Origin of the sequence: Microbacterium sp. NPDC089190, assembly GCF_040701795.1 — a bacterium.
Taxonomy (GTDB): domain Bacteria; phylum Actinomycetota; class Actinomycetes; order Actinomycetales; family Microbacteriaceae; genus Microbacterium; species Microbacterium galbum.
Map to the genome: position 1 here is coordinate 1,133,977 of NZ_JBFBHF010000001.1, position 23,731 is coordinate 1,157,707.

Here is a 23,731-nt window from a genome sequence, read left to right on the forward strand (position 1 = left end):
TGTCTCCCGGACGCCCGCTGCGGTCGACCCGTGGCAGGCCGGAGGTTGCCCGACTCACGTCGGCCCGGCAGTCTGGGGACACCGTGAGCCGACCGGGGGGACCATGCTCGACGACGACGACCGCGCACTCATGCGCGCCATGAGCCGCTACCTCGAGACCGTGAACCGCGTCGTCGCCGACGACAGGGCAGGTGAGCGCACCCCGCTCGGCGAGGAGCTGAGCGCTCATCTCGGCGTGGACGTCACCACACTCCCGGTCACCACCGAGACCCTGTCGGCGCACCGCTACGTCGACGCCGACATCGCCCTGGATGAGCTCACCGAACGCGGCGGCGGACGCCTCATCGGCGTGACCGGGGGCGAGCAGCGGTTGCACGTGTCGGCATCCGAGCTGTTCGCGGGCCCCTACTCGCACTTCGCTCCCGGACCGGTGTCGTACGAGTCGCGCGACGTGAGCGCCACCGCCCAGCGGCGGGTCGTCTCGTTCGGCGTGCGGCTGCTCGCCTTCGACGGTCACCCGCTCGTGATCGTGCAGCGCTCGGCGAACCCGCGGTCGATGCCGTCGCAGCCCCAGCTCGAAGTGATCGGCGCGGATCCGGATGCCACGGCGGCGGCGCTCGCGGAGATCCGACGACTGATGATCGAGCGCAGCGTGCTGCGCGGCCACGTGCTGTCGTTCGTGCCGACCGAGTACGGGCACGAGGCCGGGGCCACCTTCCTGCCCCGCCCCGAGGTCGGCGCCGACGACATCGTGCTCGGCGAGGGGGTTCTGCAGCGGATTGTCGATCACGTCGTGGGTATCGGCGACCACCGCGAGGCCCTGCGCTCCGCCGGACAGCACCTCAAGCGCGGCGTCCTGCTCTACGGTCCTCCCGGCACCGGCAAGACGCTCACGGTGCGCCACCTGCTCGCCCGCACGCCGGAGACGACGGCCGTCGTGCTCACCGGATCGAGCATCCGCTTCATCACCGCGGCGGCCGAGATCGCGCGCACCTTCGCCCCCGCCCTCGTCGTGCTCGAAGACATCGACCTGGTGGCGGCCGATCGCGGCTTCTCGCCCGAGCCCGTGCTCTTCGACGTGCTCGACGCCCTGGACGGGTTGGAACCGGATGCCGACATCGCCTTCGTCATGACCACCAATCACGTGCAGATCCTCGAGGAGGCTCTCGCCGCCCGACCGGGTCGCGTCGACCTCGGCGTCGAGATCCCGCTCCCCGACGACGCCGACCGACGCCGACTGTTCCGTCGCTACGCCCAGGGTCTGCCGCTGTCGGCGGAGGCGATCGAGGCCGCAGCCGACCGCGCGCAGGGCACGACGGGCTCGTTCGCAAAGGAGCTGCTGCGCGGCACCGTGCTCCGCGCCGCCGTCCGGGGCGAGGAGGCACCGACCGATGACGATCTGACGGCGGCCCTCGACGAGCTCCTCGACTCGGGAGCCGCTCTGACGCGCGTGCTCCTGGGGGCACGGCCCGAAACCCCTCCACCGTCCCCCTCTGCGTACATCGCCACCGAGACCCCCTTCGTTCCGCGCCCCGGCGGCCCCTCGATGCAGGTGTCGCCCTCGGGGGAGATCGGCTACCACGACGAGACCGACGGCCACTGGGTCGCCCTCGACACCGTCGGCGACGACACGGTCGGTTCGATCGCGTTCGACCAGGAGGTCGAAGACCCGCTCGTCGACACCTCGGAGCCGACCCACGAGCTGAGCTTCCCGATGCCCGTCTGGCACACCGTCTACGCCGAGCTCGGCAACACCGGCTCCGTCGAACGCGTCGGCGGCGACCCGGTCATCGCGGCCCGCACGGAACGGCTTCAAGCTGCCGGCAGCGCGGCGGCCGCGCGGCATCCCGGCCCCCTCGCTCCCAGCGGGTGGCCGCTCGACGACGCGGAATTGCCGGTGTCGCTGGCGGATGGGGACGAGGAGTTCTTGGTGGAGATCCTCGCGGGCGGGCAGCGCGTGACGCGCGGGATCCTGGCGGAGCCCGACCTGCCCGACCATGTACGACGCGAACAAGAGGAGTCCTTCACGGCGGGCGCAGAGGCCCTGCGGTTCATCGCGGCCCGTCTGCCCGACTGAGGTGGTTGCGACCGCTCGTCCCGCCGCGACACTGGCGCGCCGCGCGTCAGGCGATGCCGCTGGATGCGACCTCGGCCGCCGCGAAGAGGGCGACCACGATGCTCAGCACTCCCGCGACCAACAGGAGCGAGGGGTGCGCGAGCCCGATGACGACGCGCCGGGTGTGCGGCAGCTCGGTGAGGAACTCGTCGGGGATCCGATGGCGCTCGGGTACGCCCGCCCACCCGCGCAGGCGCGCGATGTAACCGACGCAGCGGAAGACGAGCACGGCCCAGAGCATCGCGACGATGAACGGCACGACCGCACCGAAGATCTCGAAGGCCTCGACCCACGCTTTCTCGGGATCGGCCCCGGTGTCCTCGGCCAGCTGCACCGCGACCGCCGCGCCGAGGACGACGGAGCCGACCCACAGGATCAGCGCGCCGAGGACCGCGAAGAACCGCGCGAAGAAGTGACCGAGGATGGACTCCTCGTACGCGAGATGCGTGCGCGGCGTCTGCGCGAGCACCAGCAGCGTTGCGCCGAGCGACGGCAGGGCGCCGAGCAGCGAGAGGACGACGCCGGCGGTCTCGTCTTCCACCCAGATCTCGCAGACCACGAGCAGCACCACCGCGACGCCGAGCCAGATCCATCCCGACAGGGTGGGATGCCGCACCACGAAGAAGGGATGCAGCGACTCCACCCGGCGCGCGGACCCGTTCACGAGCGTGTGCCCCCACACGTGCCGGTCCGCATCCATGTCCGCCCCCTGTCCACCCGCGCGGGGCGGGCTTCGCAGCCACAGTAGCGGTTCGCGGTTCGTGCATGCGGACGCATGTGGAGAGGTCGGCCTTGCTTCTGGGTAGAACATGTGTTCGACTGTTCGCATGAGGTGGCAGGGTCAGCAGTTGGGCGTCGACGACACGGCGGCGCTGCCCGGCATGGAGCGCATCGACGGTCTCGTCCGGTCGGTCACGACCCCCGAGTTCGCGGGGATGACGTTCCACGAGGTGCTGTGCAAGACCGCCCTGAACCGCGTGCCCGGCGCGTCGGCCATGCCGTTCGACTGGACGGTGAATCCGTACCGCGGCTGCAGCCATGCGTGCTCGTACTGCTTCGCCCGCAAGACGCACGAGTATCTCGACCTCGACTCCGGCGCCGATTTCGACTCGCAGATCGTGGTGAAGGTCAACGTCCCCGACGTTCTGCGGACCGAGTTGCAGCGCGGATCCTGGGCGCGCGAACCGGTCATGCTCGGCACGAACACCGACCCCTATCAGCGGGCCGAGGGGCGTTACCGCCTGATGCCCGACATCGTCGGTGCCCTCACCGACACCGGAACACCCTTCTCGATCCTCACGAAGGGCACGCTTCTGCGGCGCGATCTGCCGCTGCTGGCGGACGCCGCCCAGCAGGTGAAGGTCTCGCTCGCGATGTCGATCGCCGTCTTCGACGACGCTCTTCAGCACTCGATCGAGCCGGGGACCCCCAGCGCCGAGGCGCGCCTCGAGACGGTGCGCACCGCGACGGCGGCGGGATTCCGCGTGACGGTGTTCCTCATGCCGATCCTCCCCCACCTCACCGACTCGATCCCGGCGCTCGACGACGCCCTCGCCCGCCTGCGTGCGGCCGGCGCCGCGAGGGTGGTCTACGGCGCGCTGCACCTGCGCCCGGGCGCCAAGCAGTGGTTCTTCGCGTGGCTCGAACGCGAGCACCCGCACCTCGTGTCGTCCTACCGCGGCCTCTATCCCGGCGTCTCGGTCACCGCACCCAAGGCGTACCGCACGTGGCTCGGCAAGCGCCTCCGCCCACTGTTGCGCCTGCACCGACTCGACGGGTGGGACGAAGACGACCACCCACGTGGTCGCCCACAACCGGGACTCGCGGCCCGCACCCCGGCCACCAGCAGCCTGGGGCCGGTTCGCACGACCCGGGGCCCGGCATCCCCTCGCCCCCAGGTCGCGCCGGCGAGCGAGCCGAGGCTGTTCTGACGGCGAAGGCCGGGACGTCGCGGCCACCGACGGCAACGGGAAAGCCCCCGCCGCGCGAACGCGAACGGGGGCTTACCGGTGTGACGGATTACGACGTGACGTCGGAGAGCTGACGACCCGAGATCTCCTCGAGCACGTCGTCGCCCAGCTGCGTCGGCTCGAACGGCGCCTCGATCTCCGCACGGTCGAGCAGCTCGGTCATCCGGCGCTGACGCTGACGCGTGATGAGCGTCACCACCGTGCCGCTGCGACCGGCGCGGCCGGTGCGGCCCGAACGGTGCAGGTACGTCTTGTACTCGTCGGGGGCGTCGGCCTGGATGACCAGATCGATGTCGTCGACGTGGATGCCGCGAGCGGCGACGTCGGTGGCCACGAGCACGTTGACGCGACCCGAGGTGAGCTTCTCGAGGTTGCGCGTGCGCTTCTGCTGGTTCAGGTCGCCGTGCAGCGCGACGGCGGCGATACCGGCGTCGTCGAACTGCTCGGCGAGCATCTCGGCGTAGGCCCGGGTGCGGGCGAACACGAGCGTCTTGCCCTCGCGATCGACGAGCGAGTCGAGGATCTGCGCCTTGTCGCGGTGCTCGATCACGAGCACGCGGTGCTCGATCGTGCTCGAGTCCTGGTCTTCACCGGCGACCTCGTAGACGGCCGGCTCGACGAGGAACTCGTCGACCAGGGCCGCGACCTCGCGGTCGAGCGTGGCCGAGAACAGCAGCTTCTGGCTGCCCTTCGCGGTGGCGCGCAGAATGCGCTGCACGGGCTCGAGGAAGCCGAGCTCGCACATGTGATCGGCCTCGTCGAGCACGGCGACCTGCACCTGCGAGAGATCGAGCTTGCCCTGGTTGAGCAGGTCTTCGATGCGACCCGGGGTGCCGATGATGATGTCGACGCCCTTCTTCAGCGCACCGACCTGACGCGCCTGAGGGACGCCGCCGTAGATCTGCGTGGTGAAGAGCCCCACGCTGCGGGCGATGACCTGCACCGTGCGGTCGATCTGCAGGGCGAGCTCGCGGGTCGGCGCGAGGATGAGCGCCTTCGGCGCGCGACCGAACTCACGACGCTGACCGGCCTGGGCGCGCAGGATGCTCTCGACGAGCGGCGCGCCGAAGGCGATGGTCTTGCCCGAGCCGGTGCGGCCACGGGCCAGAACGTCGCGTCCCTCGAGGATCGGCGCCACGGTCGCGGCCTGGATCGGGAACGGCTTGTCGGCACCGAGGCCCGCGAGAGCGCGGACGATGTTGTCGCCGAGACCCAGCTCGGCGAAGCCGGCGCCGGTCACGGTCGCGGCATCCACCGCTTCGGCCTGCAGTCGCTCGTGCACGACGTCGACGCGCTGCTCGTGCTCGGCCGAGCGCTTCGGGCTGGCGTTCCAATCCGAGCGGCTCGGGCCGTCGGCGCGACGCGGACGCTCGTCGAACGAACGGGCGGGGCGGTCGCCGAAGTCGCGACGGGGGCGCTCGTCACGGTCGAACGACCGCGCGGGACGATCGTTGCGGTCGAAGGAACGCGCTGGACGCTCACCGGCGTCACGACGGGGACGGTCGTCCCGATCGAACGAACGCGCCGGGCGATCGTTGCGGTCGAACGAACGCGCCGGACGGTCGTTCCGGTCGAAGGACCGCGCGGGACGGTCGTTCCGGTCGAACGAACGCGCGGGACGGTCGTTGCGATCGAAGGACCGCGCCGGACGGTCGTCACGGTCGAACGAACGCGCGGGACGCTCGTTCCGGTCGAAGGAACGGGCCGGGCGCTCACCCGCGTCACGACGCGGACGCTCGTCACGATCGAACGAACGCGCCGGACGGTCATTGCGATCGAACGAACGCGCCGGACGGTCGTTCCGGTCGAAGGAACGGGCCGGGCGCTCACCCGCGTCACGACGCGGACGCTCGTCACCATCGAACGAACGCGCCGGGCGCTCGTTCCGGTCGAAGGACCGGGCGGGACGCTCGTTCCGGTCGAAGGACCGGGCGGGGCGGTCGTTCCGGTCGAACGAACGCGCGGGACGGTCGTCGAACGAACGGGCGGGACGGTCGTCGCGAGCGGACTGGCGGATGCCACGGGCCTCGTCGCGGCCGGCACGATCCGATGCGCTCCACCGGCGCTTGTCGGGGGCGGCCTCGGTCTCGGCGCGGTAGCCGCGGTGGTTGGGGCTCTTGCTGCCGGGCTTGACGGGGCCCTCGGCACCGGGACGACGCTTGCGGTCCTGGAACGAGGTCTTGGCGCCGTAGCGCGGCTCGAAGTTCTTCGCGGCGCGACCGCCGGCGGGCTTCTTGTTCTTGGGCATGGGGGACTTCCTGGGTTCTGTTCGCGCGAAACAGCGACACCGCTCGTGGCGGTGAGATACCCGGACTGTCGTCGGCCGGGGGCCATTCACTGATGATGGTCGAGGCCGCGATCGCGTCCTGTCCATCGGCCCCTTGGACTCACAAACCCATCCGCGCATCACACGCGGTGTCCAGAGCCGACCGCCCCACGTTACAGCCCGCGCCTGGGAATGGCATCCACGCCCCGGGTCGCCGCGTGCGACGAGAACAGGGGATGCCACCGGAACAGGCCGATTCGGCGGAGAGCCCCCTGTTCTCGCGACATCGCCTGTTCTCGTCACGGCCGGTGCCGACGGAAGCGCCGACAGGACCGAAGATGGACGCATGGCAGACACCGACGCCCACCCCATCACGGTGGCGATCGAGCGGCGCATCGACCCGACGCGCACCGCCGAAGCGACCTCCTGGATGCAGGCCGGCACCGACCTCGCGACCGCGTTCCCGGGCTTCCTCGGCTCGGGCTGGGTGCGCGCGGGCGAGGACAGCGACCTCTGGTACATGCTGTACCGCTTCCGCGACATCACCACGCTCGAGCAGTGGGAGACCTCCTCGCAGCGTGAATGGTGGCTCGACTCCGGGCGCCCGTTCGCGCGCGAGGAGCGCACCGAGCGGCGCACCGGCATCGAGGGGTGGTTCGACGCCGCGTTCGGCTCGGTCCTCGCCCCGACGGATGCCACGACCTCCCCCGTGCAGCAGCCGGTGCCCCCCGCTCCCCCTCGGTGGAAGCAGGCCGTGACGATCTGGGTCGGGTTCTTCCCCACGAACCTCCTCGCGTCGTGGTTGCTGGGCTTCGTCCCGGGGTTCGCCGAGATCCCCCTGCCCCTGCGCGTGCTCGCCACCACCCTCATGCTCACCCCCGTCATGACCTACGCCGTCTTGCCGTGGGTCACCCGGCTGCTCCGTCCGTGGTTGCAGCGTCCGCCCCGCTCCCGAAAGGCCTCGTCATGACCGCTGATCCCACCGGCCGGCGCTTCCACCTGCGCGGCGCGCACTCCTCCGCCGAGATCGCCCAGGTCGGCGCCGCTCTGCGCGCGCTCACCGTCGACGGCGTCGACCTCGTGCCCCGCTACCCCGATGACGTGCCGACGCCCGCGGCATCCGGGGTCGTCCTCGTCCCGTGGCCGAACCGCATCCGCGACGGCCGGTACTCCTTCGACGGCGCCGACCTGCAGCTGGCGATCAGCGAGCCGAAGTTCGGCAACGCGAGCCACGGCCTGCTGCGCTTCGGCGCGTACGAGCCGATCGAGCAGTCCGACGAACGACTCGTGCTCGGAGCCGACGTCGTCCCGCAGACCGGCTATCCGTTCCACCTGCGCACCCGTGTGACCTTCTCCCTCCGGAACGACGGACTCCACGTCGCCCACGACATCGAGAACGTCGGAGCGACGGCCGCTCCCGTCGCGCTGGGCGTGCACCCCTACCTGCAGATCGGCGGGGTTCCCACCGCCGACCTCGTGGTCCGTTCCACCGGCACGACGACGCTCGTCCTCGACGACCGCAACATCCCCGTCGACGAGGTCCCCGTGGGTGCGGGCACCGATTTGCGCGCGGGCGTGCGCCTGGGCGACGCCGCTCTCGACAACGGCTATCGAGGCCTGGACAGGGATGCCGAGGGCCTCGCGCACCACACCCTGACCGCGCCCGACGGGGCTCGCGTCGAGCTCTGGCAGGACGAGGGGTTCCGCTGGGCGCAGGTGTTCACGACCGACCGCTACCCCGGCCACTCCCTCGCCGTCGCGATCGAGCCGATGACGGCGCCCGCGAACGCTTTCGCCACGGGGGACGATCTCGAACGGCTCGAACCGGGAGACATTCTCCACCGGGAATGGGGAGTTCGCTTCTCGGCATAGATGTCCTTGTCCCCCATTTGGGGGACATGAAATCTCGCATATGACCTGGGGAAAGCTGGGACAACCCCGTACCTATTTGGGCGACGCGAACGATACCATTCGTCGTGACGGATTTCCGTCAAGGCCGGGGGCGGCAAAGGGTCAAGGTTCGCCCCGGTTCATACCCGAATGAGCCGACGGGGGCCGAGGGTCTCGCGATGTGGGGGGATCCTCGTTCCGTCACGAGGAAAGATCCCCCATCATGAGCAGCGCGCTCCGCTCCGCCGTCCCCTTCTCCCTGTCGACGTCGCACCTGACCGGCCTCACCCGCCGTCTGCGCTCTCTCCCGTCGCTGCACGTCGGGGCCGCCGCCCTGACCGTGCTCGTGACGGGCCTGCTGCTGGCGATCGCGACGACGAGCGACCCGCTGTGGTGGCAGCTGCATTTCAGCCAGCTGGGAATCTTCGGCGACGTCTCGAGCGCGTTCTTCAACACCACGCTCAAGGTCAGCGGGGTCATCGTCGTGGTCTTCGCGTTCTGCGTGCGCCGCGATGTCCGTCGGCTCGGCCGGGGACCGGTGCGCCGAGGGGCTGCGACCGTGGCATTCATCTGCCTGAATGTCGTCGGCGTCAATCTCGCTCTCGTCGGCTGCATTCCGCTGAACACCGACAAAGACCTCCACGATCGCGTCGCGGGCTCGATGGTCCTCGGTTTCCTCGCCCTCCTGATCAGCGCGCCGATCATGTTCAACCGCCTCGGCAAGCGGATGGCGGTGAGCACCGTGATCGCCACCGTGTGGCTGGTCGTCTCGATCGCCCTCTTCGTCTCGGCGACGATCAATCTCGCTCTGTTCGAGACCATCTCGTGCACCGCGATGTTCGCCTGGTCGGGAATGTTCACGCATGTACTGGCCGGCGCCGCCTCACGGGCCGTGACTCCCGCGCACGCGGACTCCTCGCGCTCCGGCGCCCACCTCGCGGGTCGCCGCGCGCGCAGCCGCCGTCTGGCCGGCTCCCTCGGCGTCGTCTCCTCGACGACCGCCGCCGCGTCCGTGTCGCGCACCCGCTCCCCGCGCGTCAGCGGCCCGGGTCGTACCGCTCGTCGCATGAGCGTCCTCGCCCTCCTCGCCGGCCGCCCCGCCTCATCGCTCGCGGCCCGCGCCGAAGGACGCATCGACCGCGCCTCGTCGATGCGCTCGGTCGGCGCAGACCGGCTCCGCTCCGCTGCGGCGTCCTCGGCACGCGGCCCCCGCGCGGGAGCGACCACGACCGACCCCCACTCGACGCGGTCGCTCGCAACCGCCACTCGGGCGAACGCCCGCGACGACGCCGCGACAGCCTCGGCTCCCCTCGAGGCGCGGGGCCCCGCGGCATCCGCCGCCCGCCCCGCGATCGTCGCTCAGGCGGGCGGGTGCCGGACCGCGCCGCGGACGCACCGCCGTGACGAGCGGAGCGAGCCCCGCCGCGGGCCCGCGCGCCGTCAGTGCTTCTCGCGCAGCTCGCGTCGGCTCAGCGGGTGCCCGTCGTCCGCGATCGGCGCAGCGCCCGTCGACGGCGACGACGCCTCGTCGCGCGCGGCACGCCGCGCCCGTCGACGTTCGCTCGCTCCTTCGATGAGGTTGTAAAGGGTCGGCAGTACGAGCAGCGTCAGGAACGTCGACGACACGAGGCCGCCGATCACGACGACCGCGAGCGGCTGCGAGATGAACCCACCGTGGCCCGTGATGCCGAGGGCCATCGGCACCAGGGCGAAGATGGCGGCGAGCGCCGTCATGAGGATCGGCCGGAGACGTCGCGCCCCACCGACGATCGTGGCGTCGTGGACGCTCAGCCCGCGCGCACGGTACTGATTGACGAGGTCGATCAGCACGATGGCATTCGTCACGACGATGCCCACGAGCATGAGCGCCCCGATCATCCCGGCGACGCCGAGCGGCACGCCCGTCACCAGCAGCAGCAGGATGGCGCCGGTGGCGGCGAACGGGACCGACACGAGCAGTTCGAGGGGCTGGCGCAGCGACTTGAACGTCGCGACCATCACGACGTACACGATGAGGATCGCCGCGAGCAGCGCGAGACCGAGCTGACCGAAGGCGTCCTGCTGGTCGGTGACGGCCCCGCCGACCTTCGCGGTGGCTCCCTCGGGCAGCTGCACGTCGGCGAGGGCCGCGTTCACGCTCGCGGAAGAGCTGCCGAGGTCGTCGGTCGTGGGGGTGACCGTCACGGATGCCGTGCGGAGTCCCCGCGCGGTGGTGATCGAGGGCGGAGTCTGGCTCTGCTCGACGGTGGCGATCTCGTCGAGGCGCACGGCGCCCCGGGCGCTGGGGATCTCGAGGGCGCGTAGATCGTCGATGGTCTGGGGCGGGTTGGCCGTCGCGAGGTAGACCGTCACGCCCCGACCGTCGAGCTCGACCGTGCCCGCCTGGCGCGGCTGCTGGGCGCCCGACACGAGGGCGCCAACGGTCTGCTCCGAGAGGCCGCGCTCGGCGGCCGCGTCGCGGTCGACGCGCACCGACACGAACGGCAGCGAGGCCGACAGGCTGCTGGTGACCTGGCCGATGCCGTCGCGTCCGTCGAGACCGGCGACGACCGCGTCGTTCGCCTGCTGCAGCGTCGTCGCGTCGGGCGCGGTCACGTCGACCGTGATGTCGGTCGAGCCGAAACCGCTCCCCTGCGCGGAGACCTCGATCTCACCGGCATCCGTCAGCTTCTCGAGTTCGGTGCGTACGCGCTCGCGCAGCTCCACCTGGTCGGTGCCCGACTGCGAGGTGATCGAGTAGGTGATGCCCGAACCGCCTCCCGAGAAGGCGTCGCGCAGCGCCGAACCACTGGAGCCGATCGAGGTCTGCACCGTCTGCACGCCCTCGGTGTCGAGCAGCACCGCCTCGACCTTCTGCGCCGCCGCGTCCTCGGCATCCAGGCTCGGGGCGGATCCGATCTTCTGCGTCACGGTGAAGGTGTTCTGGCCCGAGTCGCCCAGGAAGTCCGTCTTGAGGAGCGGCACCGAGGCGAGCGTGCCACCGAGCACCAGCACGGCGAGGCCCAGGGTCACCCACGAGTGCTTCAGCGTCCAGCTGAGCACGGGAACGTAGGCCTTCTGCAGACGCGAGGGGGGCGCGTCGGCCGCTTCGGGGTCGATGGCGTTGCCCTCGGCATCCCGCACGACCTTCCCCGGCTTGAGGAACCACGACGCCAGCACGGGCACGATCGTCAGCGAGACCAGCAGCGACGCCGCCATCGCGATCGTCACCGTGAGCGAGAACGGGCGGAACAGCTCCCCCGTGACGTCGCCGACGAACGCGATCGGCAGGAACACCGCGACGGAGGTGATCGTGGATGCCGTGATGGCGGCCGCGACCTCGCGCACGGCCCGGATGATGGTGGGGATCTTCTCCGCGTCGCCGACGTAGTGCCGCTTGATGTTCTCGATGACGACGATGGAGTCGTCGACGACGCGGCCGATGGCGATCGTGAGGGCGCCGAGCGTGAGGATGTTCAGCGAGTAGCCGAAGGCCTGGAGCCCGACGAAGGTGATGAGCACACTCGTGGGGATCGAGATCGCGGTGACGAGCGTCGAGCGCACCGACATGAGGAAGATCAGGATCACGACGACCGCGAAGACGAGACCGAGGAGCCCCTCCTGCGCGAGCGCCTCGATCGACTGCGTCACGAACGGCGCCTGGTCGAAGACCACGGTGAAGGTCGCGCCCTGGCCGAGCTGCGACTCGAGACCCGGCAGGGCGGCAAGCACGCCGCGCGAGACGTCGACCGTGTTGGCCGCGGGGAGCTTGGTGACGGCGATGGTCAGCGCGGGCTGGCCGTCGACGCGCGAGAGGGTGGTCACGGGGTCCGTCTGCAGCTCGACGGACGCCACGTCGCCGATGGTCGTCTGCCCCGCCTGGAACTGCGCGGCATCCGTCGGCACGAGCGGAAGGGCGGCGATCTCGTCGACGCTGGTGAGCTTGGTGCCCGTCTGGACGGTGAGCGTCTGATCGCCCTCGGTCAGCGAGCCGCCGGGGAAGAGCACGCCGTTCGCGTCGAGGGCGTCGGTGATCGCCTGCTGACTGAAGCCGCGGTCGCCGAGCTTCGTCGTGTCGGGGGTGATGGTGACGCGCTGGCCGGTGCCGCCGACGATCTGGGCGCCGTTGACGCCGTCGACGTCTTCGAGATCGGGGATGACGCTGCTCTGCAGGATCGACTGCGTGGCTTGCGCGTCGGTGAAGCCGGTGACCGCGAGCTGGATCACGGGGAAGTCGTCGATGCTGGCGGAGGCGACCGTGGTGTCGGCCGACTCGGGCAGCTGATCGTTGATGCGCGCGATCGCGGCCAGGATCTTCTGCTGCGCCGCGGCGAGATCGGTGCCGTAGGTGAACGACGCCGACACGATCGAGGAGTTCGTCGTGCTGGTCGCGGTGGTGGACTCGAGACCCTCGACCCCGCGGATCGCGTTCTCGACGGGCGTCGACACGTCGGCCTCGACCACCTCGGGGGAGGCGCCCGGGTACGTCGTGACGATCGCGAGCTGGGGGAACTCGATCGAGGGGATGAGCTCCTGCTTGAGGCTCGTCAGTGCGAGGCCGCCGAAGATCGCCGCGACGATCGTGACGAGGGCGATGAGGGCACGGTTCTTCAGGCTCAGAACGGCCAGGTACGACACGAAGGACCCTCCGGGATCACGATTCGATACAGGGGTGTATCGAGAGGCCAGTATCCCATGCCCCTCCGCGGCCCGGCGCGGCTCAGAGCAGCGAACCCACCGTGAGGCCGAGGGCGGCGGCGAGCACCGACCCGACGAACGACAGCAGGGCGTACGACACCGCGGCCCGCGTACGCCCCTCTTCGGCGAGCAGGGCGGTGGTCACCGCGACCGCACTGAAGGTCGTGTACCCCCCGAGCAGCCCCGTGCCGAGGATCCAGCGCCACGCCTCGTCCGCCGGGAGCGGACTCAGGATGCCGAGCGCCAGCGCGCCGGTCAGATTGACGACGAGGATGCCCCACGGGAACCGCTCGCCCGTGCGGCGGCGGATCGTGACGTCGAGCAGGTATCGCAGCGCCGCGCCGACGCCGCCGGCGAAGGCGACCGCGACGAAGACCAGGGGCGTCATCGTGCGCGCCCCCCGCGCCCGAGCAGCACGCCGCCCCAGGCGGCCGCGGTGCCGACGATGACCGTCGCCACTCCCCACCACAGCAGCGCGAGGTCGGCCGACTCCACGGCGAGCGCACTGTAGGTGGTGAACCCGCCCAGCACCCCCGTGCCGATGAAGAGCTGCACGCGCTGCGCGCGCGAGGACTCCGGCATCCGGGCCCGCCATCCGAACAGGATGCCGATCGCGAACGCCCCCACGACGTTGATGATCGGCACGAGGGCGGAACCCAGGTCGTCGCCGAGACCGAGGGTGAGTCCCACGCGCACGGCCGTGCCGATGGCACCGCCCACCGCGACGAGGACCGCGTCACGCCACATGCTCACCGCGCCACCCTACGCCGCCGCCGCGTTCCCCCGGCGCCCGCCGGCGTTCGCTCACGTCCGGCCCGCTCACCGTCGTCGAGCGCCCACGGTACCCGGCCGATCCTCCGCGGCGTCCGGGTGTCCCGGAGACGCTCGACGACCGGTGCGGGCACGCGTGCCGTCGTCACTCCCCGAGGATCAGGCGTCTGATCGCGGCATCCTTCGATCCGCCCAACTCCATCGTGCGGCCCTTGCGGTACAGCGAGAAGACGCGCGGATCGATGTAGCTCGACCGCGCCACGGCGGGGGTGTTGCCGAGCGCCTCCGCCGTCGCGCGGACAGCGGCGACCTCGGCCTTCTTGCGTTCGTTCTTGCCGCCGACGGCTCCCACCTTCGCGAGCGATTCGGCGGCCATGATCGTGCCGCGGAGCGTGCGGAAGTCCTTCGCGCTGAAGGGTCCTCCGGTGAGGGAGCGCACGTACGCGTTGACGTCGCCCGGCGTGAGGGGAACGCGTCGCCGTCCGCGCTTGTAGCTCAGCAGCGCCGCTCGCGGTCGCCCCAGCGCGAGTTCTCCGATGAGGGATGCCAGTTCGGCGTCGTGCACGCGCAGATCGGCGCGCTTGCCGCTCTTCGCCGGGAACGACAGCCGGACGAGATCACCCTCGACCGTGGCATCCCTGCGCTGGAGGGTGGTGAGCCCTCGGCTGCCGTTCGTGACGAAGTAGCGCGCGTTGCCGACGCGGGGCGCGACCAGGTCGAGCAGGCGGAACGACACCGCCAGCACGCGTTCCCGATCGATGTCGCTGCGCCGCAGCGACTGCGTCACGCGAGCGCGAGCGCGCGGGAGGGCTTCAGCGAGTTGCAGGGCACGGGAGAACTTGCCCTTGTCCTGACGCTTCGACCAGTCGGCGTGATACGTGTACTGGCGCCGCCCGGCCTCGTCTGTGCCGACCGCCTGGATGTGGGCGTTGGGCTCTCGCGCGATCCACACCTCGCGCCACGCGGGCGGGATGACGAGACCGCGCGCGCGCTCGGCGTCGCGGTCGGGAACGGCCGCCCCGGTGTGATCGACGAAGCGGAACCCCGACCCCGAGCGCACCCGGCGATACCCCGGATCCTCGTAGGGCCGGACGCGGATCAGTCGCGCCATGCGCGTCAGTGCGAGCGGAGCATGTCGATCAGCTCCGCCTTCTTCTTGCCGGAGTAGCCGGTGATGCCGAGTTCCTTCGCGCGCTTCTTCAGCTCGTCGACGGTGCGGTCCTCGTAGTTCTCGGCGTGGCCGCCCTTTTCACCGATGCTGTCGCGTCCCTGCGCGGCGGCGGCGTTCGAGATGCGGGCCGCCTTCTCCTTCGAGTCGCCCTGCGCGCGCAACTCCTCGTACAGTTCGGGGTCCTTCAGGCTGTTGGATCCTCGCCCCTGGGGCATGGCCGTCTCCTTCCGTCGAGGATCCGACGCTACGGGCGCGCCCGTCGCGGCGTCCGCGGGGTTGACAACCACGCGGCTACCAGCCGGTTTCGCGCAGCGTCAACCCCACCGACAGCGCCCCTCACCGGTGGCACGGTGGATACCGATCATCCGGTGCGTGCGGCGTTCGCGCGGAGCGCAGCGGATGGACCTACTCGCCAGGTCCCGCGCCATCGCGCGGGGAAGAAGGAGCCCCCCATGAACATCTTCCTCATCATCATCATCGTCGCCGCGATCGTCATCGCCATCTTCAGCGGACTGGGCCAGGCGGCCAACTTCCTGCTGTGGATCGCCATCATCGTCGGCCTCATCGCCCTCATCGTGCTGCTGTTCCGTCTCATCAGCGGACGCAAGCCCGTCTGACCTCATCGAGGAGCGACGCGTTTCGGGTGCGCGTCGCCCTCGACTCCCGGCGGGTCTTCCCGCCCCGGATGCCACGTCCTCACCGAGGGCGTGGCATCCGTCGTTTCCGGGGGTCCCGGTCCCTTCGACAGGCTCAGGGAACTCCGGAGCGGCGCGGAGCGAAAGGCGAGTCCGAGCGCCACGCCCGCGCGGGTGGCTGAGCCCGTCGAAGCCTCCGGACGCCACCATCTGCACCGAGAGGTGGCCGAGCCCGTCGAAACCACCGGACGCCGCCACCGCCCACGCGGCAGGGGTTGACTCGAACGCGATATATCGCGATACTCGACCCAACGCGATATATCGCGAGTGAGGAGACCAGACCATGGAGAAATGGATCGTCCATCCGGGCGAGACGCGCGTCATCGACGTCGCGGCCCTGCGCGAACTGAAGATCGGCCTCGTCGGCGGGCAGGTCGACGTGATCGCCCATGACGAGACCGACGCCCGCATCGAGGTGCACGGCGTCACCGTCAAAGACCTCCGCATCGAGATGGTCGACGGCCGTCTCGAGATCGACCACCCCCAGCTGCGGTGGGACAACTTCCTCGAGGTCTTCCGTAATTTCGGTGCCGGCGGCCCCAAAGCCGAGATCAGCGTCGCCGTGCCGCGCACCGTCGCCCTCACGCTCGGCGTCGTCAGCGCGAGCGCCCTGGTCGCGGGCCTGCGCAGCGACGTGCGCCTGAACACCGTCTCGGGCGACATCATCGTCGACGGCATCGAGGGCGACGTCGACCTGAACGCCGTCTCCGGTGACCTGCAGGTGCGCGAGCTCGACGGCGCGCTCAGCGCCAACAGCGTCTCGGGCGACGTCGCCGCCACCGGCCGCATCACGAAGGCCTCGATCGACACCGTCTCGGGGGCGATGCTCGTCGACTCCAGCGGTCACACCCAGTCCATCTCGCTCAACTCCGTCAGCGGCACCGCGACCATCCGGCTCGATCGGTCGCTCCCGGCGAACTACGTCTCGCGCTCGGTGAGCGGCCGCGTGCAGATCGACGGCATCGTGCGCTCGGGCAAGGGCCCCACCACCTATTCGGGATCGACCGGCACCCTCGCGGGGAGCTTCGTCGACGTCCGGGCCAACACCGTCTCAGGCGAGATCACGGTGCTGCGCCGCGGCATCTCGGGCCTGCGCCCCGAGGAGCTCGCCGGAGAGGAGGAGTGGTGATGAGCCCCGTCTTCTCCCACGGCGATCTGCGCCTGTACATCCTCAGCCTGCTCGACGAGGCCCCCCGCCATGGTTACGACCTCATGCAGGCCCTGTCCGAGCGCACGGGCGGCACCTACTCGCCCTCCGCCGGCACGATCTACCCGCGCCTGTCGAAGCTCGAGGAAGAGGGGCTGGTGACCAAGACCGTCGACGGCCGCAAGACCGTCTACGAGATCACCGATGCCGGACGCGCCGAGGTCGCCGAGCGCTCCGGCGACCTGGAGGGCATCCAGGCCGGACTCGCCGACAGCGTCCGGCTCATCGCCGACGAGGTGCGCGGAAGCGTCCGCGACGCGATGCGCAGCCTGCGCGCCGACCTCGCCGCCGCCTCCCGCGAGGAACGCGAACAGGCGCAGACGACTCCCGCCGACGACGCCCGCTCGCGCAGCCGTGAGCAGCTGTCGCGCGCCGACGCGGCGATCACGGAGTTCCGCGGACGCGTGCGCTCGGAGCTCCGCGCGCACGTCGCCCGGGGCGGCGAGCTCTCGGCATCCGGGGTCGACGGGATCGAAGAGGCGCTGCAACGGGCGTCGGACGCCGTCGCGCACGCCCTGCGGAGCTAGGGCGTCACTCCCACGGCAGCTGATCGTCGGCGCCGGCCGGCTCGCCCACGGGGACGACGAGCACCGGTCGGCGCTGACGATGCGTGAGCCGAGCCGCGACGGATCCGGTGAGGAACTCCCGCAGCGACTCGCCCAGCCCGCGCTTGCGCGTGCCGACGACGAGGAGAGAGGCCTCGAGCTGGTCGGCGAGATGGATCAGCGCGAGCGCGGGGTCACCGATCTCCTGCTGCACGCTCCAGCTCACGTCGTCGCCGGCCAGGGCCTCGGTGGCCGCGCGGCGCACCTCCTCGAGCGCCGCCTTCGACGCCGCACCCGCCACATCGACCGTGGAGGAGTGCACGTAGCCGTCGGGGTCTTCGAACGCGACGAACCGGGTCGTGTCGACGTGCACGACCACGAGGGGCGCTCCCGCGAGCGCCGCGTAGCGGGCCGCCTCCCGCACGACCCGCGGCGACTGCCCGGGAACCACTCCGGCGATCACCGCTCCCGCGGCGCCGTGCGAACGGGACTGTTCGGTCATGCCTGCTCCTCTCGCCACACCGGCGCCGAGCCGCCCGCCATCCGCGCCCTCTCGGGCCGGACGGCTGGGCCGGAATGCGCCGTGATATCCTGGCTGTTACTCTTACCGGCTCGGTCCGGAACCGCAATACGCAGGGCCCGCAATGCGGCCCTCGACGTCGATCGTGAGGGGGTCTCGCATGGGGCGTGGCCGTCAGAAGGCGAAGAACACCAAGATCGCCCGTGAGCTGAAGTACGACACCTACTCGGTGAACTACTCGGCGCTCGAGCGCGAGCTCGGCGCACCCGCGGCGGGTGAAGACGCGTACGTCGACAAGTGGGCCGACCAGTACTCCGACGAATACGAAGACGAGAAGGCCTGACGCCTTCCGCTCGTTTCGTTCACGCGCCGACGCCTCAGCGTCGGGTGAGCGACAACGCGATTCGCCGACCCTCGACGCTGAACGGCGGTGACGACATCGTCACCGCCGTTCGCACGTGCACCTCTCGATGACCACGCCCGGTGGCGTCCGTCACCAGGTGCGCCCGGTGCGGCGCTCCCACGCGTCCTCGATGCTCTCGCGCCGCGCGACGACGATGCCCGCCGGCACGGCGCACGCGACCGCCAGCCCGAGCAGCACGAGGGCCGCGGTCCACCCGCCGGTGATCTCGTGGGTCAGGCCGATCGCGAGCGGCATCAGCGCCGCCAGGCCGTAGCCGACGCTCTGCACGAGACCGCTCAGGGCGACCGCCGTCTCGTGCGCACGCGTGCGCAGCCCGAAGAGCACGAGCACCATCGGGAAGAGCAGGGGCGGGATGCCGATCAGCACCACCCACAGCACGGTCGCCGCCGTCGGGGCGAGAAGCAGGCCGCCCGCCCCGAGCAGACCCGAGATCACGGCCGCCGCGTAGAACGGCGTCGTCCGACCGATGCGCTGAACGAGCAGGGGAACGACGAGCGACACCGGCAACCCCATGAAGGCGAACAGCGCCAGCAGACCGCCGGCCGTGGCGGCATCCACCCCCGCCACATCGATCAGCAGGGGCGGGAGCCAGGCGAACAGGCCGTAGGCGATCGAGGAGTTCACCGCGAACGTGACGACGAGCGCCCACGTCTGCGGCACGCGCACCACGCGCGACAGCACCGAGGTGCGGGGCTCTTCCACCATGTCGGCGCGGGAGGCCCGCGCCCGCAGGCTCATCGCGATCCAGGGCACCACGGCCGCGAGCGCCACGACGGCCCAGACGGCGAAGGATCCGCGCCACCCGACAGCGTCGGCCAGCGGGACCGCGACCAGCGGTGGCGTGAAGGTCGCGACCGCCATCGTGGTCGTGTACACGGTGGTCATCAGGCCGATGCGCTCGGGGAAGTACTTCTTCACGACCGCGGGGATCAGCACGTTGGCCACGCCGACCGCCGCGAACACCCCCGCCGTGGCGGCGAGGAGCGTCCACGCGTCGACCACGGCCGCCCGGAGGCCGAGCATGACCGCCGCGACGACGGCGGCGATGAGCACGCTGCGCTCGAGACCGAGGCGGCGCTCGATGGCGGGCGCGACCATGCCGGCGAGCGCGAACGCCACGGGAGGGGCCATGCCGATGAGACCGACCACCGCGGCCGGGAGCGCGAAATCGCGGCCGATGATCAGCAGCAGTGGCGACAACGACGCGACGGCGATGCGCAGCGTCAACGCGAGCAGCACGATGGCCGAAGCGGCCAGTGCGAGCGTTCCCGCCGCTCTCGCCGGGGTCAAGACTCCTGACTGCCCTCGACCCAGGCGAGGTACTCCTCCGACACGGTGCCCGTGACGTAGCGCCCGTCGAAGCAGCTCATGTCGAGGTCGACCAGGTCGGTGCCCTCCATGATGGCGGCCTTCAGGTCCTCGACCTCCTGGTACACCAGGTAGTCGCAGCCGAGCTCCTCGGCGATCTCCGGGATCGTGCGCCCGTGCGCGACGAGCTCGTGACGCGAGGGCATGTTGATGCCGTAGACGTGGGGGTAGCGCACGGGAGGTGCGGCCGAGGCGAACGTGACGCTCTTGGCCCCGGCATCCCGAGCCATCTGGATGATCTCGCGGCTGGTGGTACCGCGCACGATCGAGTCGTCGACGAGGAGGACGTTCTTGCCCTGGAACTCCGTCGACATCGCGTTGAGCTTCTGGCGCACGCTCTTCTTGCGCACCGCCTGCCCGGGCATGATGAACGTGCGGCCGACGTAGCGGTTCTTGTAGAAGCCCTCGCGGTACTCGATGCCGAGCTTTCGGGCCACCTGCATCGCCGCCGGACGTGCCGAATCGGGGATGGGCATGACCACATCGATGGCGCCCGCGGGAGTGTACTTGGCGACCGTGTCGGCGAGCCGCTCCCCCATGCGCAGGCGGGTCTCGTACACCGAGACGCCGTTCATGACCGAGTCGGGGCGCGCGAGGTAGACGTACTCGAAGGAGCACGGCGCGAGCATCGTCTTCTCGGCGCACTGCTGGGCGTGCAGGGTGCCGTCGAGGGTGATGAAGACGGCCTCACCCGGCTCGACGTCGCGGACGACCTCGAAGCCGCCGTTCTCGAGCACGAGGGATTCGGATGCCACGATCCATTCGTCGCGCGGCTCACCGCCGGGCACCTGCGCCGCGGGACGCTTGCCGAGGATGAGCGGACGGATGCCGAACGGGTCGCGGAACGCGAGCAGCCCGTAGCCGGCGATGAGCGCGATCGAGGCGTAGGAGCCCTCGACGCGCTCGTGCACGCGACCGACCGCGCGGAAGACCTGCGCGGGGTCGAGGTCGGGTCCGGTGATCTCGGACTGCAGCTCGGAGCCGAGGATGTTGACGAGCAGCTCCGTGTCGCTGCTGGTGTTGAGGTGACGACGGTCCTTGTGGAAGAGCTCGGTCGTCAGCTCGCGCGTGTTCGTCAGGTTGCCGTTGTGCACGAGCACGATGCCGTAGGGGGCGTTGACGTAGAAGGGCTGCGCCTCTTCTTCGTTGGATGCCGTGCCCTTGGTCGCGTAGCGCACGTGCCCGAGGCCGATGTCGCCGAGGAGGGCGCGCATGTCGCGCGTGCGGAACGCTTCGCGCACCTGGCCGCGGGCCTTGTGGATGTGGAACACGCCGCTGGACTCGGCCGTGGCCATGCCCGTGGAGTCCTGTCCCCGGTGCTGGAGGAGGAGGAGCGCGTCGTAGATCTCCTGGTTGACCGGGCCCTGCCCGGCCATGCCGACGATGCCGCACATGGGGTGTTACTTCGCTCCGTTCGCCGGGTGACCGGCATCCGCGTAGGTTCCGACGAGACGGACGGCGCCGCCGTCGACGCCCTTCGCGCCCTGTTCGTAGTCGCCCTCGGGGCGCTGGTCGTCGCGGACGACTCCGACCTGCCAGGTGGCGATGCCGTCGGCAGTGAGCGCCGCGGTCGCGGCATCGGCGATCTCGGGCGCCACGACGGCGAGGAAGCCGATGCCGAGGTTCCAGGTGCCCTCGGTCGCGGTGAGGTCGAGTCCGCCGATGTCGGCGAGCACGCGGAACACGGGCGACGGGCTCCACGTCGAACGATCCACGTCGACCCACGTGTTCTGCGGCAGCACGCGCGCGAGGTTCGCGGCGATGCCGCCGCCGGTGACGTGGCTGAGCGAGTGGATGCCGGAGCCGACCGCCGCGTCGTCGAGCAGACGCAGCAGCGGCGAGGTGTACAGGCGCGTGGGCTCGAGGAGCGCTTCGCCCCAGGTCGCGCCGAGTTCCGCCGAAGCCGAGCCGTAGGCGATGCCGGCGCCCGTGATGATGTGACGCACGAGCGAGTAGCCGTTGGAGTGCAGGCCGCTCGAGGCGAGGGCCAGCACGACGTCGCCGCTCTTGACGCGGTCGGCGCCGAGGACGCGGTCGGCCTCGACCACGCCGGTCGCGGCTCCCGCGACGTCGTAGTCGTCGACGCCGAGCAGACCGGGGTGCTCCGCGGTCTCGCCGCCGACGAGCGCGGTGCCCGTCATGGCGCAGCCGCGCGCGATGCCCGCGACGATGTCGGCGATGCGCTGCGGCACAACCTTGCCGCACGCGATGTAGTCGGTCATGAACAGCGGACGCGCACCGACCACGACGATGTCGTCGACGACCATGCCGACGAGGTCTTCGCCGATCGTGTCGTGCTTGTCGATCGCCTGCGCGATCGCGACCTTGGTACCGACGCCGTCGGTGCTGGTCGCGAGCAGCGGCTTGGCGTAGTCGCGCAGCGCGGAGGCGTCGAAGAGACCGGCGAAGCCGCCCACGCCCCCGAGCACCTCGGGGCCGTGCGTGCGACGCACAGCGGACTTCATCAGTTCGACGGCGAGATCTCCGGCGGCGGTATCGACGCCTGCGGCGGAGTACGGGTTTTCGTGGGGAGCGGAGGCCACCGCAACAGACTACCCGGGGTGACACGCGCGGGTGTTCGGAGCTCGACGCAAGGCCCGCCCCACCCGCCTCCGCGCCTCCCTACAATGGCGCCATGACGGGCGGCCAGCCGGAATGGGTGATCCGCGAAGACGCGGCTCAGCCGGTGCTCGTCGCGCTCTATCTGCGACAGGCGCTCGGCATCCGCTCTCCGGAGGAGCTGCCCGCACTCCGACGCGTTCCCTCGCCGATGATCGACGAGCGGGCGGATGCCGCCCAGCAGCAGCTCGAGCGCGAGTGGCGGAGCTATTGGGCGCTGACGGTGGAACCGCAGGCGCACCCCTCGCCGGTGCCGCTCGAACTGGTCGATGGTTTCGACACCCTCGTCGCCCTGCCGGTGGAGGGCGCCGATGTGCTGCGCAGGGCCATCGCCCGGCACGCGGACGACGCCGTCGACTTCGCCCGACTCGCCCACGATCGCTACGCGCGGGAATCCGCGGCTCGCCCCGGGGTGTCGTATCGCGCGTACGCGAGCGCGATCGCGGCGCACGAACGCGTCGTCGGCCGCCGGGCGCACTCGTTCGAGCTGAACGTGCAGGTGCTGCCGCTGGCTCAGCGGGGCGTGTGGTGGATCGGTTCGCTCACCGTCGCGGTGACCGACGGTCTGCGCAGCGACGTGGTCGCGTTCGACACCGCGATCCACCCGATCATCGCCGAACTGGCGTGAGGGTCAGACCTCGAACTGCTCGTGGTCGACGGTCACCTGGCGGGTGCGTGCGCCGAGGGCGCGCTCGAAGACGAGCGCGACGATCGCGGCGACCGCCACTCCCGCCACGACGCAGATGAGCGCCGTGAAGCCGAAGACCTGCATCTCGGAGTACACGACCTGCGTGTAGGGGCTCACGTCGCTGCCGTCGATGGCGACCGTGAGGATGAGGGCGACGAGGATGCCGAGGAAGGCACCCGCGGCCAGGAAGACGCCGTACTTGGGGGCGCGGCGCACCGTGACGGTCTCGATGTCGTCGCGGACGTACACCGGTCGTTCGGGAGCGGGTTGGTCGGACATAGGCACATTCTCCCACCGCTGCGCCGCGAGCGGGTCGGGTTCTTCGGCGTCGAGGCACCGGCGGCGGGCCGGACGGAGAGGGCAGGGATGGAGGCCGAGGGCCTACGGCCGCAGGGGAAGCAGCGCGCTCAGGTCGGCGCGCACCCCGGATGCCACGATGCGGCCGGCGGTGACGGCATCCGTCCAGTGCTCCTCGCCGGTGGCGACGGCGATCCAGGTCGCGGCATCGGTCTCGACGACGTTGGGCGGAGTGCCGCGGGTGTGGCGCGGGCCCTCGATCACCTGCACGGCGCCGAAGGGCGGTACGCGCATCTCGACGGAGTTGCCCGGCGCCTTCTCCGCCAGCAGCTGCAGCAGGTAGCGCACCGCGGTGGCGGTCGCCGGGCGGGGAGCGTCTCCGGCGGCCACGGCGGCGAGCGCGGCGCGTCCGTCTCCGGTCTCGATACGGCGGGGAGGCATGGCATCCACGCTACTCGGGGGCGACGGGGGCGGGCCATGGGCGACGCCACGGGCGGAGCGGCGGGA

22 protein-coding genes and 1 pseudogene are annotated in these 23,731 nt (G+C 70.9%); 10 read left to right on the forward strand and 13 right to left on the reverse strand.

The features are described 5' to 3' along the window. Positions 1–103: 103 nt before the first annotated feature. Positions 104–2,077 carry an AAA family ATPase gene (locus AB0230_RS05560; RefSeq protein ID WP_366374444.1) on the forward strand — a complete coding sequence of 658 codons (1,974 nt, stop codon included), beginning with the start codon at positions 104–106 and terminating at the stop codon, positions 2,075–2,077. Positions 2,078–2,123: 46 nt separating this feature from the next. Here the strand turns inward: AB0230_RS05560 and AB0230_RS05565 are convergent, their stop codons facing one another. Then, a complete protein-coding gene (locus AB0230_RS05565) occupies positions 2,124–2,816 on the reverse strand; it encodes a hypothetical protein (RefSeq protein WP_366374446.1) in 693 nt (230 codons plus the stop codon). A 127-nt stretch (positions 2,817–2,943) separates the two neighbouring features. Between AB0230_RS05565 and AB0230_RS05570 the strand changes: the two genes are divergently transcribed. Further along, on the forward strand, positions 2,944–4,047 hold the full coding sequence (locus tag AB0230_RS05570; protein ID WP_315993808.1) for an Rv2578c family radical SAM protein: 1,104 nt from the start codon (positions 2,944–2,946) through the stop codon (positions 4,045–4,047). Between the two features lie 88 nt (positions 4,048–4,135). On the opposite strand, the gene AB0230_RS05575 is transcribed toward AB0230_RS05570, so the two are convergent. Next, positions 4,136–6,334: a DEAD/DEAH box helicase gene (locus tag AB0230_RS05575; RefSeq protein ID WP_315993809.1), complete on the reverse strand. Its 2,199-nt coding sequence runs from the start codon at positions 6,332–6,334 to the stop codon at positions 4,136–4,138. Positions 6,335–6,698: 364 nt separating this feature from the next. On the opposite strand from AB0230_RS05575, the gene AB0230_RS05580 reads away from it, so the two are divergent. From AB0230_RS05580 to AB0230_RS05590, 3 genes and pseudogenes are all read left to right on the forward strand, one after another. Continuing rightward, the gene (locus tag AB0230_RS05580) at positions 6,699–7,322 is read left to right on the forward strand and encodes an antibiotic biosynthesis monooxygenase (protein WP_315993810.1); all 624 of its coding nucleotides are present in this window, start codon (positions 6,699–6,701) and stop codon (positions 7,320–7,322) included. Beyond that, positions 7,319–8,224 carry an aldose 1-epimerase family protein gene (locus AB0230_RS05585; RefSeq protein ID WP_315993811.1) on the forward strand — a complete coding sequence of 302 codons (906 nt, stop codon included), beginning with the start codon at positions 7,319–7,321 and terminating at the stop codon, positions 8,222–8,224. The genes AB0230_RS05580 and AB0230_RS05585 overlap by 4 nt, the downstream gene beginning before the upstream one ends. Positions 8,225–8,465: 241 nt before the next feature. Continuing rightward, positions 8,466–9,089 (forward strand): annotated as a pseudogene (locus AB0230_RS05590) (DUF998 domain-containing protein); the annotation flags it as partial. Between the two features lie 593 nt (positions 9,090–9,682). Here AB0230_RS05590 and AB0230_RS05595 read toward each other — a convergent pair. From AB0230_RS05595 to AB0230_RS05615, 5 genes are all read right to left on the reverse strand, one after another. Continuing rightward, positions 9,683–12,859, reverse strand: coding sequence for an efflux RND transporter permease subunit (locus tag AB0230_RS05595; RefSeq protein WP_366374450.1), 3,177 nt, complete (start codon positions 12,857–12,859; stop codon positions 9,683–9,685). Between the two features lie 82 nt (positions 12,860–12,941). Then, a complete protein-coding gene (gene crcB, locus AB0230_RS05600; RefSeq protein ID WP_315993813.1) occupies positions 12,942–13,307 on the reverse strand; it encodes a fluoride efflux transporter CrcB in 366 nt (121 codons plus the stop codon). Continuing rightward, entirely contained in the window at positions 13,304–13,666 is a 363-nt protein-coding gene (locus AB0230_RS05605; protein ID WP_366374528.1) for a CrcB family protein, read from the reverse strand. Before AB0230_RS05605 ends, crcB begins: the two co-directional genes overlap by 4 nt. 169 nt (positions 13,667–13,835) lie before the next feature. Beyond that, the gene (locus AB0230_RS05610) at positions 13,836–14,801 is read right to left on the reverse strand and encodes a DNA topoisomerase IB (protein ID WP_315993814.1); all 966 of its coding nucleotides are present in this window, start codon (positions 14,799–14,801) and stop codon (positions 13,836–13,838) included. 5 nt (positions 14,802–14,806) lie between these two features. Then, a complete protein-coding gene (locus AB0230_RS05615; RefSeq protein WP_315993815.1) occupies positions 14,807–15,076 on the reverse strand; it encodes a Rho termination factor N-terminal domain-containing protein in 270 nt (89 codons plus the stop codon). Positions 15,077–15,313: 237 nt separating this feature from the next. Here AB0230_RS05615 and AB0230_RS05620 point away from each other — a divergent pair, with 237 nt between their 5' ends. The 3 genes from AB0230_RS05620 to AB0230_RS05630 all read left to right on the forward strand — a co-directional run bounded on the left by AB0230_RS05620 (position 15,314) and on the right by AB0230_RS05630 (position 17,290). Next, complete coding sequence (locus tag AB0230_RS05620; RefSeq protein ID WP_298870623.1) at positions 15,314–15,478, forward strand: hypothetical protein; 165 nt, start codon at positions 15,314–15,316, stop codon at positions 15,476–15,478. A gap of 361 nt (positions 15,479–15,839) precedes the next feature. Beyond that, complete coding sequence (locus AB0230_RS05625; RefSeq protein ID WP_363387561.1) at positions 15,840–16,685, forward strand: DUF4097 family beta strand repeat-containing protein; 846 nt, start codon at positions 15,840–15,842, stop codon at positions 16,683–16,685. Beyond that, positions 16,685–17,290, forward strand: a complete 606-nt coding sequence (locus tag AB0230_RS05630) for a PadR family transcriptional regulator (RefSeq protein WP_315993817.1) — start codon at positions 16,685–16,687, stop codon at positions 17,288–17,290. Before AB0230_RS05625 ends, AB0230_RS05630 begins: the two co-directional genes overlap by 1 nt. A 4-nt stretch (positions 17,291–17,294) precedes the next feature. On the opposite strand, the gene AB0230_RS05635 is transcribed toward AB0230_RS05630, so the two are convergent. Then, positions 17,295–17,810, reverse strand: coding sequence for a universal stress protein (locus AB0230_RS05635; protein ID WP_315993818.1), 516 nt, complete (start codon positions 17,808–17,810; stop codon positions 17,295–17,297). Between the two features lie 178 nt (positions 17,811–17,988). Between AB0230_RS05635 and AB0230_RS05640 the strand changes: the two genes are divergently transcribed. After that, the gene (locus tag AB0230_RS05640) at positions 17,989–18,171 is read left to right on the forward strand and encodes a DUF3073 family protein (RefSeq protein ID WP_116537293.1); all 183 of its coding nucleotides are present in this window, start codon (positions 17,989–17,991) and stop codon (positions 18,169–18,171) included. Between the two features lie 150 nt (positions 18,172–18,321). On the opposite strand, the gene AB0230_RS05645 is transcribed toward AB0230_RS05640, so the two are convergent. Genes AB0230_RS05645 through purM form a run of 3 tightly spaced genes read right to left on the reverse strand, consistent with a single transcriptional unit; the run spans position 18,322 to position 22,163 of the window. Beyond that, a complete protein-coding gene (locus AB0230_RS05645; protein WP_363387566.1) occupies positions 18,322–19,542 on the reverse strand; it encodes an MFS transporter in 1,221 nt (406 codons plus the stop codon). Continuing rightward, positions 19,539–21,014 carry an amidophosphoribosyltransferase gene (gene purF, locus AB0230_RS05650; RefSeq protein WP_315993820.1) on the reverse strand — a complete coding sequence of 492 codons (1,476 nt, stop codon included), beginning with the start codon at positions 21,012–21,014 and terminating at the stop codon, positions 19,539–19,541. Before purF ends, AB0230_RS05645 begins: the two co-directional genes overlap by 4 nt. A 6-nt stretch (positions 21,015–21,020) precedes the next feature. Then, on the reverse strand, positions 21,021–22,163 hold the full coding sequence (purM, locus tag AB0230_RS05655; RefSeq protein WP_315993821.1) for a phosphoribosylformylglycinamidine cyclo-ligase: 1,143 nt from the start codon (positions 22,161–22,163) through the stop codon (positions 21,021–21,023). Positions 22,164–22,255: 92 nt separating this feature from the next. On the opposite strand from purM, the gene AB0230_RS05660 reads away from it, so the two are divergent. After that, on the forward strand, positions 22,256–22,867 hold the full coding sequence (locus AB0230_RS05660) for a zinc-binding alcohol dehydrogenase (protein ID WP_366374456.1): 612 nt from the start codon (positions 22,256–22,258) through the stop codon (positions 22,865–22,867). Positions 22,868–22,870: 3 nt separating this feature from the next. Here AB0230_RS05660 and AB0230_RS05665 read toward each other — a convergent pair whose 3' ends face one another. Next, complete coding sequence (locus AB0230_RS05665) at positions 22,871–23,206, reverse strand: potassium transporter Trk (RefSeq protein ID WP_363387572.1); 336 nt, start codon at positions 23,204–23,206, stop codon at positions 22,871–22,873. A 102-nt stretch (positions 23,207–23,308) separates the two neighbouring features. Beyond that, entirely contained in the window at positions 23,309–23,665 is a 357-nt protein-coding gene (locus AB0230_RS05670; protein ID WP_076673345.1) for a sterol carrier family protein, read from the reverse strand. Between the last annotated feature and the right edge of the window lie 66 nt (positions 23,666–23,731).

Coding starts and splice junctions, on each gene's coding strand:
- AB0230_RS05560 (WP_366374444.1), top strand. CDS start 104: ATGCTCGACGACGACGACCGCGCACTCATGCGCGCCATGAGCCGCTAC.
- AB0230_RS05565 (WP_366374446.1), bottom strand. CDS start 2,816: ATGGATGCGGACCGGCACGTGTGGGGGCACACGCTCGTGAACGGGTCC.
- AB0230_RS05570 (WP_315993808.1), top strand. CDS start 2,944: ATGAGGTGGCAGGGTCAGCAGTTGGGCGTCGACGACACGGCGGCGCTG.
- AB0230_RS05575 (WP_315993809.1), bottom strand. CDS start 6,334: ATGCCCAAGAACAAGAAGCCCGCCGGCGGTCGCGCCGCGAAGAACTTC.
- AB0230_RS05580 (WP_315993810.1), top strand. CDS start 6,699: ATGGCAGACACCGACGCCCACCCCATCACGGTGGCGATCGAGCGGCGC.
- AB0230_RS05585 (WP_315993811.1), top strand. CDS start 7,319: ATGACCGCTGATCCCACCGGCCGGCGCTTCCACCTGCGCGGCGCGCAC.
- crcB (WP_315993813.1), bottom strand. CDS start 13,307: ATGACGCCCCTGGTCTTCGTCGCGGTCGCCTTCGCCGGCGGCGTCGGC.
- AB0230_RS05605 (WP_366374528.1), bottom strand. CDS start 13,666: ATGTGGCGTGACGCGGTCCTCGTCGCGGTGGGCGGTGCCATCGGCACG.
- AB0230_RS05610 (WP_315993814.1), bottom strand. CDS start 14,801: ATGGCGCGACTGATCCGCGTCCGGCCCTACGAGGATCCGGGGTATCGC.
- AB0230_RS05615 (WP_315993815.1), bottom strand. CDS start 15,076: ATGCCCCAGGGGCGAGGATCCAACAGCCTGAAGGACCCCGAACTGTAC.
- AB0230_RS05620 (WP_298870623.1), top strand. CDS start 15,314: ATGAACATCTTCCTCATCATCATCATCGTCGCCGCGATCGTCATCGCC.
- AB0230_RS05625 (WP_363387561.1), top strand. CDS start 15,840: ATGGAGAAATGGATCGTCCATCCGGGCGAGACGCGCGTCATCGACGTC.
- AB0230_RS05630 (WP_315993817.1), top strand. CDS start 16,685: ATGAGCCCCGTCTTCTCCCACGGCGATCTGCGCCTGTACATCCTCAGC.
- AB0230_RS05635 (WP_315993818.1), bottom strand. CDS start 17,810: ATGACCGAACAGTCCCGTTCGCACGGCGCCGCGGGAGCGGTGATCGCC.
- AB0230_RS05640 (WP_116537293.1), top strand. CDS start 17,989: ATGGGGCGTGGCCGTCAGAAGGCGAAGAACACCAAGATCGCCCGTGAG.
- purF (WP_315993820.1), bottom strand. CDS start 21,014: ATGTGCGGCATCGTCGGCATGGCCGGGCAGGGCCCGGTCAACCAGGAG.
- AB0230_RS05660 (WP_366374456.1), top strand. CDS start 22,256: ATGACGGGCGGCCAGCCGGAATGGGTGATCCGCGAAGACGCGGCTCAG.
- AB0230_RS05665 (WP_363387572.1), bottom strand. CDS start 23,206: ATGTCCGACCAACCCGCTCCCGAACGACCGGTGTACGTCCGCGACGAC.
- AB0230_RS05670 (WP_076673345.1), bottom strand. CDS start 23,665: ATGCCTCCCCGCCGTATCGAGACCGGAGACGGACGCGCCGCGCTCGCC.